General features: G+C 33.3%; 13 protein-coding genes. 7 read left to right on the plus strand and 6 right to left on the minus strand.

Translation table 11 applies throughout. The features are described from left to right. Positions 1–41: 41 nt before the first annotated feature. The 3 genes from NF27_RS09650 to NF27_RS09660 all read left to right on the plus strand — a co-directional run bounded on the left by NF27_RS09650 (position 42) and on the right by NF27_RS09660 (position 4796). Positions 42–2603, plus strand: a complete 2562-nt coding sequence (locus NF27_RS09650) for a tetratricopeptide repeat protein (protein ID WP_039458909.1) — start codon at positions 42–44, stop codon at positions 2601–2603. Beyond that, positions 2603–3325: a 3-deoxy-manno-octulosonate cytidylyltransferase gene (locus NF27_RS09655; RefSeq protein ID WP_039458912.1), complete on the plus strand. Its 723-nt coding sequence runs from the start codon at positions 2603–2605 to the stop codon at positions 3323–3325. Before NF27_RS09650 ends, NF27_RS09655 begins: the two co-directional genes overlap by 1 nt. A gap of 244 nt (positions 3326–3569) precedes the next feature. Then, the gene (locus NF27_RS09660) at positions 3570–4796 is read left to right on the plus strand and encodes a dicarboxylate/amino acid:cation symporter (RefSeq protein WP_039458915.1); all 1227 of its coding nucleotides are present in this window, start codon (positions 3570–3572) and stop codon (positions 4794–4796) included. A 17-nt stretch (positions 4797–4813) separates the two neighbouring features. Here NF27_RS09660 and NF27_RS09665 read toward each other — a convergent pair whose 3' ends face one another. From NF27_RS09665 to NF27_RS09690, 6 genes are all read right to left on the minus strand, one after another. Beyond that, positions 4814–5212, minus strand: a complete 399-nt coding sequence (locus NF27_RS09665) for a hypothetical protein (protein WP_152606902.1) — start codon at positions 5210–5212, stop codon at positions 4814–4816. A 91-nt stretch (positions 5213–5303) separates the two neighbouring features. Beyond that, on the minus strand, positions 5304–6302 hold the full coding sequence (locus NF27_RS09670; protein ID WP_039458920.1) for a sodium-dependent bicarbonate transport family permease: 999 nt from the start codon (positions 6300–6302) through the stop codon (positions 5304–5306). A 303-nt stretch (positions 6303–6605) separates the two neighbouring features. Next, positions 6606–7688: a 23S rRNA (adenine(2503)-C(2))-methyltransferase RlmN gene (rlmN, locus tag NF27_RS09675; RefSeq protein WP_039458921.1), complete on the minus strand. Its 1083-nt coding sequence runs from the start codon at positions 7686–7688 to the stop codon at positions 6606–6608. A 12-nt stretch (positions 7689–7700) separates the two neighbouring features. Continuing rightward, entirely contained in the window at positions 7701–8291 is a 591-nt protein-coding gene (hpf, locus tag NF27_RS09680) for a ribosome hibernation-promoting factor, HPF/YfiA family (protein ID WP_039459034.1), read from the minus strand. An 88-nt stretch (positions 8292–8379) separates the two neighbouring features. Then, positions 8380–8922 carry an RNA 2',3'-cyclic phosphodiesterase gene (gene thpR, locus NF27_RS09685; RefSeq protein WP_039458924.1) on the minus strand — a complete coding sequence of 181 codons (543 nt, stop codon included), beginning with the start codon at positions 8920–8922 and terminating at the stop codon, positions 8380–8382. Between the two features lie 168 nt (positions 8923–9090). After that, positions 9091–9738, minus strand: a complete 648-nt coding sequence (locus NF27_RS09690; RefSeq protein ID WP_039458927.1) for a DUF2659 family protein — start codon at positions 9736–9738, stop codon at positions 9091–9093. Between the two features lie 237 nt (positions 9739–9975). Here NF27_RS09690 and NF27_RS09695 point away from each other — a divergent pair, with 237 nt between their 5' ends. The 4 genes from NF27_RS09695 to NF27_RS09710 all read left to right on the plus strand — a co-directional run bounded on the left by NF27_RS09695 (position 9976) and on the right by NF27_RS09710 (position 15367). Beyond that, positions 9976–10509, plus strand: a complete 534-nt coding sequence (locus NF27_RS09695) for a DedA family protein (RefSeq protein ID WP_239647841.1) — start codon at positions 9976–9978, stop codon at positions 10507–10509. A gap of 93 nt (positions 10510–10602) precedes the next feature. Next, the gene (locus tag NF27_RS09700) at positions 10603–11478 is read left to right on the plus strand and encodes a DMT family transporter (RefSeq protein WP_084212944.1); all 876 of its coding nucleotides are present in this window, start codon (positions 10603–10605) and stop codon (positions 11476–11478) included. 174 nt (positions 11479–11652) lie between these two features. Next, the gene (locus tag NF27_RS09705; protein ID WP_039458936.1) at positions 11653–14379 is read left to right on the plus strand and encodes a sodium:solute symporter family transporter; all 2727 of its coding nucleotides are present in this window, start codon (positions 11653–11655) and stop codon (positions 14377–14379) included. Between the two features lie 145 nt (positions 14380–14524). After that, positions 14525–15367, plus strand: a complete 843-nt coding sequence (locus NF27_RS09710; RefSeq protein ID WP_039458939.1) for a DMT family transporter — start codon at positions 14525–14527, stop codon at positions 15365–15367. The last annotated feature ends 18 nt before the right edge of the window (positions 15368–15385 follow it).

The following is a 15385-nucleotide window of genomic DNA, read 5'->3' on the forward strand; positions in this document are numbered from 1 at the left end:
TAGTAACATATTTACAGTATAATTGTTTAACAGCGTAGCTTGTGTTTAAATTGAGCAAAATAATTGCTATATTACTTTTACTAACTTTTGCTTTGGAACTAAAAGCTCAAAGTCAGGAACCTTCCGACACATTAGCACAAGAGGTGAAAGATAATGATTCCCACTATATCTCAGTTAAGCAACAGCCGTTTAAAGCAACAATAGAAATTCCCTTTAAAAAGGACTCGGCAGTAGCAGCCTACATAAGAGGGAATAAGCTTTGGATAATATTTGATGAATATAAAAAATTTAATTATGATGAATTTGGATTAAAGAATAATAATTCTACGTTTAATAAAGATAATTATTGGGTCAAATCTTTAAGCCAACAAGAGTTAGATCATAATAATACTTTTTTAGTATTGGATCTGTTTACAATATTCACAAAAACTCCACAAATAAAACTTACCAAAAATGATGAAAATTGGATCTTTGAAATAAGTGAAAATATATCACAGTCGACTCCCGATATAAAGGTGGAAAGTAAACCCTATGAGCTTCCTTTTTCCAGGGTTGAAATAGAGGTGGGAGAAAGCATTAATGCTATAGATTTTATTGACCCGTTTGTCGGGGATAACTTATTAATAGTACCTATGAAAAGCTTTAAGCAAGTATCTAAGGAAAGGAGATTTGTTGATTTTAATATATTTAAATCAATTCAAGGAGTTGCTATACGGAAAATTTCCGATGAAGTATCTTATAGTGCAAACGGTGATGTGTTATATATTAGCTCTGATGATATTACGACGCTCTCGGCAAAAGTTATTCCGCCGAAATCAAAGGTTATTAAGCCTCTGCTTATTGATAAATTATCAGAATTAACCAGCCATGAGAAAGGTATTATAAATTTACATCCCTATGTAGTTAAAGATGCAAATTTTAATTATGAAAATTATAAATTGATGCATGGGTTCGATGGGTTAAATAAAGACGAAAATGCAGCGGCTTATACTAAGCTCGCTTTACTTTATTTAGCAAATGACCTTTATAAAGAAGCTAACCTCATGCTCAAAATTATTAAGCAAAGTAATTATGAGTATTCGTGTAACTATAAAGTTCAGTTATTAGAAGTAATCATAAATTTCATGAATAAAAGATATGACGATGCCTTTATAGTAGTTAAATCTATAGATACTGCCGACATACCTATTAATTTCAGAGATGAAATCAGATTTTGGCAGTCACTTATTGCTTATGCATCAGGTAACACTAAAGACTATATATTAAGTAACCGGGTGGGTAGCTTATTCGAAAATACATCGCTTAATTTTTTATCAGGGTATACTCCCAATATAATTACGGAATTAGCTATAGTTACAATTGATAATAAAGTGGCAAACAAGCAATTTAAGGTAGCTGAGCAAATTGTAAATTCAGCTCTCGATACTAAAGGTATAAGCGAGCATTTAAAGAATAGATTAAATTATATTACCGCAAAATACTATCTCTCACAAAATCAGGAAAAAGTAGCTAATCCGTATTTAGATGAATGTATTGCAAATGTATTTGATACATTGAATCGAACTTTGTGCAGATTTGAGAAAGTAAAATATCAACTTGACCATTCAAAGATAAATCCTGAAGAAGCAATTGATGTGCTTGATAAGTTGACTTATATTTGGCGCGGAGATCAGCTTGAAATAGATATATTGGATTACTTAGGGAATCTTTATAATAAAAATGATAAGTATATAGAAGCATTAAAAACGTGGAATAAAATTGTTAAATATTACCCGAACTCGAATAATACTATGGTAGTCCAACGCAATATGAGTGAAACATTTATCAAATTCTTCCTCAATAGCGGAGATGAAAAAATGGCTCCGTTGGAAGTTTTAGCAATCTTCTATGAATTTAAGGATTTAATTCCGCTTGGAGATACCGGAGATAAGATAATATCTAAGTTTATTGATAACTTAATAAGGCTTGATTTACTGGATAGGGCGGCGGCAATTTTGAATTACCAGGTTTTAAACAGGTTAACGGGTTTAGAAAGGGAAGAGGCAATTAATAAGCTGGCTAAGATAGACATAAATAATCTGAAACCTGAATTAGCTTTAGAAGTTTTAGCATTGGGTGATAAAGATTTTCCTATGGTAAATGCATTGGTTGAAAGAAAATATATTAAGGCTGAAGCTTTATATTTAACCCGCAATTATAATCAGGCTCTAGATGACCTTAAGGATGACTATTCACAAAGAGCCGATGATATAAAAGCTAATATATATTGGGATTTGCAATATTGGAGCGAATTCAACAACTATTCGGAACCTTATTTATATTCAATAATAAATAAAAAAGATCAGCTTTCTGAAGAAGAAGTAAAAAGAGTTTTAAAGCAGGCTGTCTCCTATATCGTAACGGAGAGAAAGGACTTGCTTGCAGAGTTATATAAAAACTTTAAAGATCGCATGCCACTCAATACCGCATATGCAAATGTGCTGAAAATTCTTTCCGAGGCATTGCTTACCAAACCGGGTAATGGTATTATAGGTGCGCAAGATATTGCTAACTATAAAGCAATAGTTGATAACTTAGTACAACCTTCGGGGACATTAAAATAATGAGTAAAAACTCTATAATTATTATTCCGGCACGTTTAGCTTCCACAAGATTACCGAACAAACCGTTGCTTGATATCGCCGGCAAGCCTATGATAATAAGAGTTGTCGAACAAGCGCAAAAATCCGGAGTAGGGGAAGTAGTAGTAGCCTGCGGTGACCAGCAGATTTTTGATCTGGTTGAAGCACATAGTTTTAGTGCAGTAATGACGGATCCGAACCTTGCAAGCGGGAGTGACAGAGTTTATGCTGCTTACAAGCAATTAAATCTAAAACATGAATTTATAATTAACTTACAAGGAGATCTGCCGACGGTTTCGCCTGAGTTAATAATTAAAATAAATGACGATTTAATTAGCTCAAAAGCTGATATAGCAACTGCTGCTGCTAAAATTACCGATGCAGAAGAAAAGCATAACCCTAATGTAGCTAAAGCAGTTATCGGGTTTAATATGAGAGCTTTATATTTTACCAGAAGTGCCTGCCCTTGGGGAGAGGGGGATTTATATCATCATATCGGCATTTACGGGTATAAGAAGGAAGTTCTTGAACGGTATGTTAACTTTCCGCCTTCGCCTTTAGAGAAGAGGGAAAGACTTGAGCAATTGAGAGCATTGGAGAACGGACTTTCGATAAGTGTAAGTGTTGTTGATTCAATTCCGATTGGAGTGGATACTAAAGAAGACCTGGAAGCGGCAAGAAAGGTATATATAAACAGAAATTAAACTTGAATTATATTGATTATAACTTTTAAGTTTGGTAAAATGCATAAAAGCCAAGGCTGGTTGAAAAAATCAATTCTTAATTTTATGATACGATTCTTAAAAATTATAAATTCTTTTGCTTCTATATATGGAAGCAATCCATGTATTAAGGCTCTCTGTTGCTAGCTATAGCTGGCATATTTCTTCTTTTCAAATTTATAAAAATTAAATTTTTCGTATTAATTAATAAGCATGAGGGTAAACCATGTGTGTACAGCATTTTTTAAAATCAAAAAGAAAGCCTAACGGGGCTCTTATTTATTTTATTGCAATTATTCTAGGTATTATAAGCGGTTTTTCATATTTCCCTTTTCTGCAAAGCATGGGGCTATTTATTTCAGATGTTTTCATTAGAATTTTTAAATGTATTAGCCTGCCTATTATTGCGCTTTCCATCATTGTTACTTTATCCCAATATAATACAGGTGATAAAATGAAAGGAATATGGCAAAGAACGCTTTTTTATACAATAAGCACAACAATTATTGCTGCAAGTGTTGCATGTGCCTTATATCTGCTTATCTCGCCCTCAAGCATTAACACAGCAAATTTTGATCCCGGTTATTTACCAACTGCACTTCCAAAGAGCAGTTATGCAAGTTACTTGATCAACCTAATCCCCTCCAATATTTTTTCTCCGTTTTTAGAACATCAGGTAATGGCAGTACTTTTGGTCAGTATGATCAGCGGTATTGCCATTCGGTACATACCTGATCAAGAATCATGTAATACGATTACTAATTTCTTCAAGGGAGCGCATGGTATATTTCTTGTTATAACGGGTTGGATAGTAAAAATTATCCCGATTGCTCTGTTCGGGTTTATAACCACAACTGTCGTGCAGCTCAGGAACGGGGTTAATATTAGCGGCCTTGGCGGGTATTTATCCGTGATTGTGCTTGCAAACATAGTTCAAGGTTTAGTGATTTTGCCTGCATTTTTATATATTAACAAAATAAAGCCGTTTCAGACCTTGCAAGGAATGTTGCCGGCTCTGTCAGTAGCATTTTTTTCAAAGTCATCTGCCGGAGCACTACCGGTGACTATGGCAACCATTGAGCGCAATTTAGGGGTGTCACCTAAGATAAGTAGAGTTGTGCTGCCGCTCTGTACCTCAATTAATATGAACGGATGTGCTGCTTTTATTTTTACAACCGTAATTTACCTGATGCAGAATAATGGTATAGAGATTAGCTTTGTTACAATGGTGATATGGGTTTTTATTGCTACCGTTGCTGCAATTGGTAATGCAGGTGTGCCGATGGGATGTTTTTTTCTCAGTGCAAGTTTGCTGACTGGTATGGATATTCCAATTGTACTGCTTGGGCTAATTCTACCGTTTTATAGCATTATAGATATGATAGAAACTGCTTTAAATGTTTGGTCTGATTCTTGTATTACTAAAGTAATTGATGATAAAACCAAACTTTAATTCAGCGTAATTTTTCTTTACTGAGTAGGGACTAAATTTGTATATATTACTTTAGTTGAAGAATCAGTATCATTACTTTTTTCTTCTTTATTTTTAGTAAGTGAATTGCAGCCTTTAGTTTCAAACAAAGAATTAAGGTAATCAAGTCTGTCTTGTAAAATTAATTTATTTTTAAGTGAATCTATTTGAACAACGGGAATACATACGGGAGAGGACATAAACACCTGCGGAAATCTATAGCGTTTGTTTGCATAGTTTACCAAATGCTCAGCTTCTTTAATGGAGTAAAGAAGGCCGCTGCAATCCTTGTATTCATCAGTTATTTCAACTACCTTCATCTCTTCCATATGAGAAGATTTGCAACTGCATCCTGCAAGAAGCAGTAAAACAATAGCGACAACTTTTAGTTTATGCATTAAAACTAATTATAAAACAATACTATAATAAGATTATTACAACTCTTGTTTTAAAAGTCTATTGCTTATTAAGTTATTTATAAATATCCAACTAGCCCAAAAACCTACTTGCAACTGCATAATAGAGCGGTATCCCGATAATGATATTAAAAGGGAAGGTGATGGCAAGTGAGATCGGTATGTAAAGCGCAGCTTTAGCTTGCGGCAATGCATGGCGCATTACGGCGGGAACCGCAATATATGAAGCACTGGCACAAAGCGTCATGAACAGCATACCGGTACCTAAATCAAGGTTTAGCAGCATACTAATACTTAGCCCGATCGCTGCTCCAATGAGCGGCATATAAATTCCGAATAAAAATAAAGGAATGGTAAATTTACGCAAGTACCCTAATTCTTTTGCCACCGTTAAACCCATATCCAGAAGAAATAAAGATAGCATACCTTGAAAAGGAGCGACTATAAACCCTTCCATTTTCTCCATTCCGCCTGCACCTCCTTGCCAACCTATAACAAAAGAGCCCAAAAGAAGCACGATAGCGCCATTAGTAAAAATTTTATGCATCGGATGAGAGGAAGCTGAATTTGTAGTCGTATTCGTATTCGTAAAGCTGGATGGGGCATATCTGTGAGCTATATGTAACCCGGATAATATTGCGGGTGCTTCCATTAACGCCATGATAGCAACAATATAGCCGGCATATTCAATTTGATTTGATTTTAAGAATGCAGAAGCAGTGATAAAGGTAACTACGCTAATCGAGCCGTAGTGTGCAGCAATCGCAGCAGAGGTAGGAATATCTATTTTTGTGGTAATCTGCAATAATATGTGGCCGATATAAGGTTGGATAAAGCCGAGTATTAAGCTCAAAGATATCAAAATCCACATATTATTATCCACTGAATCCGCTTCGGCAATAGTCACGCCGCCTTTAAAGCCTATAGAAAGCATAAGGTATATAGTTAAATAATTACCGATGCTTTCAGGTATTGAAAGATCGGATCTTATTACCCCGGCTACAATTCCTAAAATAAAAAACATTAATGGTATTGATAAAAGGTTAGAAGATATGGTTTCAATAAAAATCATAACGCATTGTTTCCTAAAATTTTTTACTAAATAAGTTTGCTTCAGTATTAATTTGCTTCTGCTTTGTTATTCTTAAAGCCTGAAGCATAAATAAAGGAATAAAAAAGAAAAGTCCATAAGACAGAGCTTTATTACTTTGAATTAATAAGTGAATAAATACTAGCTACTCGGCTATATACATTCTCCTATGCAGCTTTATCCAACTTATATAACCAATTTTTTATAAAATTATTACCGGGTATGATAATCGGAATAAAAATAATTTCCATTTACTCACTCTTCATTATTATTCTTTATGCTATTTTAAGTGGCGGATTTCCTTAATTTTATACTTTCTGATTTTAATTGCCCGCATGCAGCTAAAATATCCTGTCCTCTCGGTCTTCTTATGGGGGACATATAACCTGCGTCTTCAACAATTCGGGCAAATTCTTGAATTGTCCTATTATCAGAACATTGATATTCCGTACCCGGCCACTTATTAAACGGAATTATGTTAATTTTCGCCGGAATCCCTTCAATTAAACGTACCAATTCTTTTGCATCTTGTTTACTATCGTTTACTCCTTTAAGCATGACATATTCAAATGTTACTTTCCTGAAACTGTTTTGAGTGGGCGCATATTTTCTACAAGCATTAAGTAAATCTTTTATAGGATACTTTTTATTGATAGGAACCAATGTATTTCTCAAATCATCTCTCACCGCATGTAAGGAAATTGCAAGGTTAACCCCAAGCTCGTCACCACATTTTTCAATTAGGGGAATAATTCCCGAAGTGGAAAGGGTGATTTTTCTTTTTGATATTCCAAGTCCGTCAGGATCCATAACGATCTTTAGTGCTTTTGCCACATTATCATAATTAAGTAACGGTTCACCCATTCCCATCATAACAATATTGGTAAGTTTTCTGTTTTCTTCTTTAAAATTCCAATCTGATAAAGAATCCTTAGCATGTAGAACCTGCGCAACAATTTCTCCTGCGGTTAAGTTTCTAACTAAATTTTGCGTTCCCGTATGGCAAAAGCTGCAATTTAATGTACATCCGACTTGTGAGGAAACACATAAAGTACCTCTGGTTTTTTCAGGAATAAAAACAGCTTCTATTTCATTAGTATCAGAAAATTTTAATAACCACTTTCTGGTTTCATCAAAAGAAATCAGTTCTTTAGAAACTTGTACCCGCTCTAAAGTGTATGACTCGGCAAGCTTCTCTCTTAAAGAAGCGGGGAGATTAGTCATATGATTAAAATCGGCAATACCTATGCGGTATATCCATTGCCAAATTTGCTTTGCACGAAAAGAAGACTCGCCAAGCTCTTTAATTGCTGCGGCGAGCTCTACTTTATCCAAACCGATTAAGTTTTTTTTTATATTTTCTGACATTTATAATAATTCTTAAGCTGAAACGTTAGTATCTACCCAGGAAATGTTCCCGTCGCTGCGATAGTATACCAGATTTAGCTTATTGGTTCCACTATTAATAAATAATAGAGCGGGAAGATTCATCAAGTCCATTCTCATAACTGCATCGCTCACACTTAAGCTTTGTATGCTGGTTGCTTTTTCAGCTATTATAACGGGAGCCTCGGAAGTTTCTTCGACCTCATCTTCCTCAGTAGAAGGAGAGATTATGTATTTAGTTGCTGCGAATTCCTTCTCAGGCCTTATATTATGGTGGTTCTTAATCTTTCTTTTATAGCGGCGCAGTTGTTTTTCCATTCTTCTTACTGCATCGTCAAAGCTTTGATAAGCGTCTGCTTCTAAGCCTTCGCCTTTAATTAATATTTTATTTCCTGTGCCTTCATTGACAATAATATCAGTCTTAAATAAATGATTTTTAAAGTGATGCCCTTCTTTTGCAATTGCAACATGAGCGCTTATTGCCGAATCAAAATATTTAGTTACATTCTCGGTAATACTTTTTTCTATATATTCCCGTAGAGAATCACCGATATCTAAATGTTTTCCTATAATTGATACTTGCATAAACAAACCCTTATTAAAAGTTAACATTCATTTTATAAATATAACTTTAATTTTAAAATGGCCAGCGTAAATTTCTATTTTATTTAGATTAAACGGTAAATAATTTTATATAGTCACTTTGCTTACTTTCAATCCTTAATGACCGGTATAAATGAATCTGATTCGATTGAAACTTTTTATTATTGATTGTCTTATAAGTAGTTAAAAGGTTGTTAAGTTCAATTTTATTAAATTTTGCTTTTGTGCGTGCAACTGTGATATGGGGTTTAAACGGTCTTTTATCAATATCAATCAAAGCATGCCGGAAGAGTATTTTATCAAGCTCATATTTAACTATATTTAAGTATGGATTTAACTCTACTTCCACCACAACTATATTAGGGCTCCAAAACACTGCTTTATTAAGGATAATATCAGAGTGAGTAAACCTCATAAGGTTTAAGGCTTCTTTTATAAGGATAATTTCCCGTTCATCCGATTTGCCTAAGAACTTAAGGGTAATATGCAAATTCGATGGTTTAACATACTTTATATTTTTTAAGTCATTATCATATAAGTCGGTAATTAAGTCAGTAATATGCTCAGGAATGGCTATTCCGATAAAAGCATTGCCGATTATTGGTACTGACATAACATTGTTGTTTTTATTACACTATAGTAAAATATATTAAAATAAGTTGAATTACGGTGCAAGGAAGAAGGCGCCCTTGCTTTGTTTTTACATAGGAAGCCGGGCTATTGCACTTTTATAAATAACTCTTAATTCATTATCAATAGATTTCTTATGCTTTCTATCCGGTTAGAGTGAAGTTAAAACCAACAGCTCCTCAGCTCTTCTTTTCATCATACTCGGCGCGTCAGCGCTTGTGATAACCGTGTTTAACATTTCCTTTGCTTTTTCCTTCTCTCCTAGTGAAAGATAAAGAACAGCTTGTTGTTCAATTGCAGAAGCTTTAAATATTGAATTATTTTTAATATAATTTTCATACTCCTCAATTCCTTGACGTGCATCAAGCTCTTTGGCGTTTAAACGCATTGAGATTTGCATTAATTGAGCAAACTCCCGAAAGAGAGGATCAAAATCCGTATTATCACCAATCATTTTATAAACTTGCCCTGCTTTGGTAAATTGCTGCTTTATAGATAAAAACGATGCATAGTTTAATCCGGCAAGCGCAGAATAAGAGATATCACCGGTTGCAAGCCTTTCCATAATATCGGCACCTTTTTGGAAATCTTTGGATTGCATCCTATACATTCCCATTAGGTACTCGCCTCCTAACGCATATATTTTATTTTCTTTAAAAGTTTTCCATCCGTAGTAACTGATACTACCGATCAAAAAAGCTACTATTAACATTATAAATACTTTGGCATATTTGAAGAAAAGACGCTCAACTCTTTCTTCTTTTATGTCTTGTATAGCTTCATCTAAAATATCAACCATTTATCTATTCCCTTATAGTACCGCAAATAACTTTAGAGCAGTTTTTAGCATATTTGTAAAGAGTTTTTGCAATCAACTTTATTTATTGATATGCTGCCCTTAAATTTATAGATTTTTTTAGATAAACAAGTATACTGACCTCAGTTACAAAAGGGCTGGTTTTTTATAATGATGTATGAAATTTTTCTGCAGTTGGTTGATCTTGTTAAAACCTTTGGATATTTAGGTATATTCATTATGACATTTATCGAGAGTACTTTTGCTCCGATCCCAAGTGAAGTAACTCTTATACCTGCGGGTTTTTTAGTCTCGCAAGGTGAAATGAACTTTTTTATAGTATTGTTCGCAAGTATACTCGGAACCATCGGAGGATCTTTATTTAATTATTGGATTGCTTCTCACTTCGGAAGAAGGCTTTTACTTAAATTCGGCAAGTATTTTTTTATTAATGAAGATAAACTTAAGTCTATCGAATTCTTCTTTGAAAGGCATGGGGCTATTTCAACCTTCAGCGGTAGGCTCCTTCCCGGCATCAAGCACTTTATCTCCTTTCCGGCAGGTCTTGGTCGGATGAATTTAAGGGTTTTTACTATTTATACATTAGCAGGCGGCTTTATTTGGAATTCCACATTACTTACATTAGGTTATTTAATTGGTGAAAACAAAGCCTTACTGAAACAATATATTAAGCAGATAAATATTGTTATCATTATAACTTTAACTTTAATAGCTTTGCTCTACTATTTTAAAAATAAGAAAAAAACTTCTTAAGATAACTTATTCATGATATGTTGTTAGGTAGGTATTGTTTTAAATACATTAAGCAATATATTAAATTTAATATAACTATAACAGATACTAATTATGACACGAAAGAATGCATTTGGCATATACTGGATGATATTTCACGGTATTACCCTCACCTTAATGTTTGCTTTAGGTAAAACGCTTAATCAAAAAATGGATGTAATGCAAATGATATTTACCTATCATCTTATTGCATTATTAATTACTTTTTTTTACACATTTACCACAGGATTTGAAAAGATTAAGACCTCTAGAATCAAAATACATTTTTTGAGGGGTAGCCTTAATGTATGCGGGTACATAACCTACTTTTACGGTTTGAAATTTACTACACTTGATAGCGCAACCTCTATCACTTACTTAATTCCTATTTTTCTTTCATATCTAGGCACAATATTTTTTAATGAAAAACTTAATAGAGAAAGAATCATCACTCTCATACTCGGCTTAACCGGTGTTTTGGTTATATTAAGACCGGGAGCACCGACTTTTGAGATAACAAGTTTATGGGTGTTTGTCAGTGTTATATTATGGTCGGCATCCGACCTTTTAACTAAAAACCTTGGAAGAACGGAAAATGCACTTAGCCAAGTATTTTATAATACTCTTTTCGGCAGTCTTTTAAGCGTGCCGTTTGCTGCATACGGTTGGCAAAATGTAATTGTTATTGATGATTTTTTTATTATCACCTTAATAAGCTTACTTTCTTTAGCAGCTACCACAAGTATATTCAGATCATTTCAAAATGCGGAGTTTTCCATTGTTATGCCGTTTGACTATTTAAGACTCCCCTTAAGTACTGTGCTCGGCTATCTTATGTTCGGTGAGATAATGGAGATTAATACTATTATCGGCTCGACTATAATTGTCTTTGCAAGCCTATATCTTATTTATTCTGAACGTAAGAAACCCGTATATACTATAACTCATTAATATTACATTTATTTTATATAATTCATTATAATACTATTGCACAATTATTTAAATTTAAGTATGTTCTTAATAAAATATAGGATTTTATAATAAACTTTAATATATCACTTATAAATCTTGGTATTTTAACCATTTAATGCTTATTATAATTTTAATATTAGTGGATTTTCTACCATGGAGTATTTAGCAAGATACTTTGATATTGATAAAGCAATAATACTAATTTTCTTAGTATTCACTCTAATAATCGGCATAATTGCCGGCAGAAAAACAAAAGATACAAATGATTATGCAATCGCCAATAAGTCATACGGCTCTCCTATACTTTTCCTCACCCTAACCGTGAGTTTGATCGGAGGAGGTTCTACGATAGGTGAAGCAGCCCAATTTTATAATGACGGCTTGGTATATCTGATCGCTTCAATCGGCACCCCTGTTTCAATATTACTTACTGCTTTATATATAACCCCAAAATTTGATCGTAGGTTTAACGGCAGAATCTCGGTTGCTGATATGATTGAATATTTTTACGGTTACACTCCAAGCAGATTTGCCGGAGTAATAGGATATTTTGTATGTTTAGGAATCTTAAGCATTCAATGCACCGTAATGGGATACCTAACTTTTATTTTTTTAGAAATAAGTTATTCGGCAAGCGTTTGTTTATCGGTAGGATTATTAATATTATATTCAACTTTCGGAGGAATTCGAGCAATAACCATTACTAATATATTTCAATTTGCAATGTTAATTGTAATGGTACCGCTGATTGCAAGTATATCAGTGACGGAAGCGGGCGGTTTAAACAGTATATTTAGTAATTTTAAAACTAACTCTCACATGCAAATTTTAAACCATCCGAAATTTTTTGATTATTTAGCATTATTTTTATTTTGGTCATTACCCTTCTCTGCCTTTTTCCCTCCCCAAATCCAGCGATATTTAATGGTAAGAAACCACAAACAAGCAACCAGAATAACCTTTTTATATTTATTTTTAAAAATTGCGGTTATTTTTATAGTGTTAAGCATAGCTTTTTCTGCCGTAAAACTATTTCCCGATGTAGAGCCTAAAGCAATTATACCTAAAATAATTGATGATTTAATGCCTCCTATAATTCGAGGCATCGCAATAGCGGGCATGCTGTCAGTCACTATGTCTACAGCTGATTCCGCCCTCAATACGGCAGGTATATTAATTACTCATAATACATTACCTGCAAATTGGTTTTACACGGATAAAATTAAATTATCCTTTTTAAGAATATTTACATTTATAACCGGCATTATCGCTATGTTTATTGCTTTACAAAATAGCAATATTATTAGTGTATTAGTTTTAAGTGAAATATTATCATTTTCTGCGCTTGGCATCCCCTTACTTTTAGGTATGCTGGATTTAAAAGTAAGTAACAAATCTTTTTGGGCATGTAATGTTTTTGCCGGGTGTGCTTATTTTATTTCTTATTATTATAATATACGAGAGTTTGCTATCCCAATTATTACATGTATGTCCGGCATTAGCGGATTTATGTTAGCTCATCTTATTGAAAACCGAAAAATAGTATTTATTGAAAGAAGATATATACAGCGAAAATCCGGTAAATTAGTCCTTATAAATACAATAAAAAATTTTTATACTTTATTACCTAACTTTAAAACCGCTTCATCATATTTAAAAACTAATCTTGATAAGTTTAGTACTAATTATCTTATGTTCGGTATATTCTGCTGTATAAATTACACTGTGCCATATTTCATGTGGACTTATCAAAAGCCTGAAAACTATCTGCTTATGCTTTTAATGCGGTTAATTGCAGGCATTCTATGCACAGGGTTACTCGTAAAAGATTATTGGCCTGAAAAAATAAAAAAATACTTTTCTATTTATTGGTATATTACCGTGCTTTATTGTTTACCGTTTATGACAACCATTATGTTTATGCTGATGGAAGCCCATATTGAATGGCTTATAAATTTAACTTTAGCAATTATGCTACTTACTATGCTGGTCGATTGGATCAGCTTCATAGTAATATTAATAACCGGCACTATTCTAGGGTATTTATTTTATAGAATTGCAATCGGAGTTCCGGATATCCCTACGGATTTTGATACGATATACCTTTTAATTTATGTTTGTGTCTTTTCCAGTTTAATCGGTTTGTTATTTGTAAGAAAAAAAGAAGTTGTTAATGAAGGAAAACTTGAGGCAATGAGGTTATTCGGAACATCAATAGCCCATGAAGTTAAAGATCCGTTAAGCTCACTTAATATGTGTATCCAACATATTGAAATGATCTTAAAAAAGTTAGCTGATAGCTCAAAATTAGAGCAGCTCGAAATTGATAATTATCATTCACAGCTAGTGGAATTAATAGAAATCCTAAAAAATACAAGTATTCAAGGTATTAAAATTATTGATAGCCTTCTTACATCCCTAAAAAGCAGCGTGATCGCTGATGATAGAGGAGAATACCTGATTAGCGAATGTATAAAACAATCAATTACGGAATATCACCAAGGTAATTTAAATCCGAATCATATTCAAATACTTTTGTCCAAAAATATAAAGTTTTATGGTTCTATGCAATATATGAAGCATCTCTTTTTTAACTTATTCAGATATGCATACAAACATAATACCCGTTCTTTAAATATTGATATACGCACGGAAGGTAATATTTTATATTTTAAGGACAATGGGCGCGGGATACTAAAAGAAGATTTACCTTTCATATTTGATAGGTTCTATTCTGATTCGAAAAGCGGCAACGGCATTGGACTCGCATTTTGCAAAATAGTAATGGAAGATATCGGCGGATCAATCAAATGTAATTCCGAAGTAGGAAAATTCACTGAGTTTGCACTTCATTTTCCTATTATAAATAAAAAACTTTAACACTAATTATTATATATCATTTAACTTATCAACCATTAACTTTTTTATAAATTAAGCCTATAGTTGCAGGTTGAAATTAAAAGTGCTAAAAGCACATTCTCAATAAGTAACATCTAAAAAAATTAAATTTTTACTACATGGTTATATGGATACTTTTACTTTTATACTAGTAATATCAGCAGCAATGCTGCATGCTACCTGGAATTTTTTTACTAAAAAAACAAAAGGAGATAGGCTAACTATGCTTTGGCTCGGTCAATTAGCAGTAGGATTTATTACTCTCCCCCTCACTTATTATCTTTCTGATTTCGAGGGTATAACAAAAGAATTTATTTTATATATAATATTAACTGGGGTTATTCATTCATGTTATTTAACGCTTCTCGGATGGTCTTATAAAGTCGGGGAAGTATCAATAGTTTACCCGGTGTCACGCGGCACGGGAATTATAGGAACCTCTCTACTTGCAATAACACTTGGTATTGATAAAATTTCTTTTGTAGGGTTTATCGGGATTTTAGTCTTAATTTCAGGCATATTATCTATAGCGATAAGTAAATCCGTTACCCGTAATGAAGTTATATTTTCCGCAAGTATGGTCGGGATCTCTATTTCTTTATACTCAGTGGTTGATAAGCTTGCAGTTCAATTCATACCTTCGCTTTTCTACGGCTCAATTATGTTTATTTCTACTGCCTTAATTCTTTCGCCGTTTATTATAATAAAGCGCAAACCGCAACTGCTTAATACTTTGAAGAGATATAAACTACCAAGCTTTATTATTAATGTTTCAATGTTCAGTACATATAGCATTATCCTATTTGCCTTTCGCAATAGCCCGGCCTCATATGTGGTAGCTCTTAGAGAAGTATCGATAATTATCGCTACGCTCCTCGGCACCTTCTTTTTAAAAGAAGAGATTACCAAAAACAAGGTCTGCGGAATATCTTTAATTATGCTTGGAGCAGCGGTTATTAAGTTTGCTTAATATAAAAAATTTTTATCC

It is taken from the genome of Candidatus Jidaibacter acanthamoeba (assembly GCF_000815465.1).
In the GTDB taxonomy this organism is placed as follows: domain Bacteria; phylum Pseudomonadota; class Alphaproteobacteria; order Rickettsiales; family Midichloriaceae; genus Jidaibacter; species Jidaibacter acanthamoebae.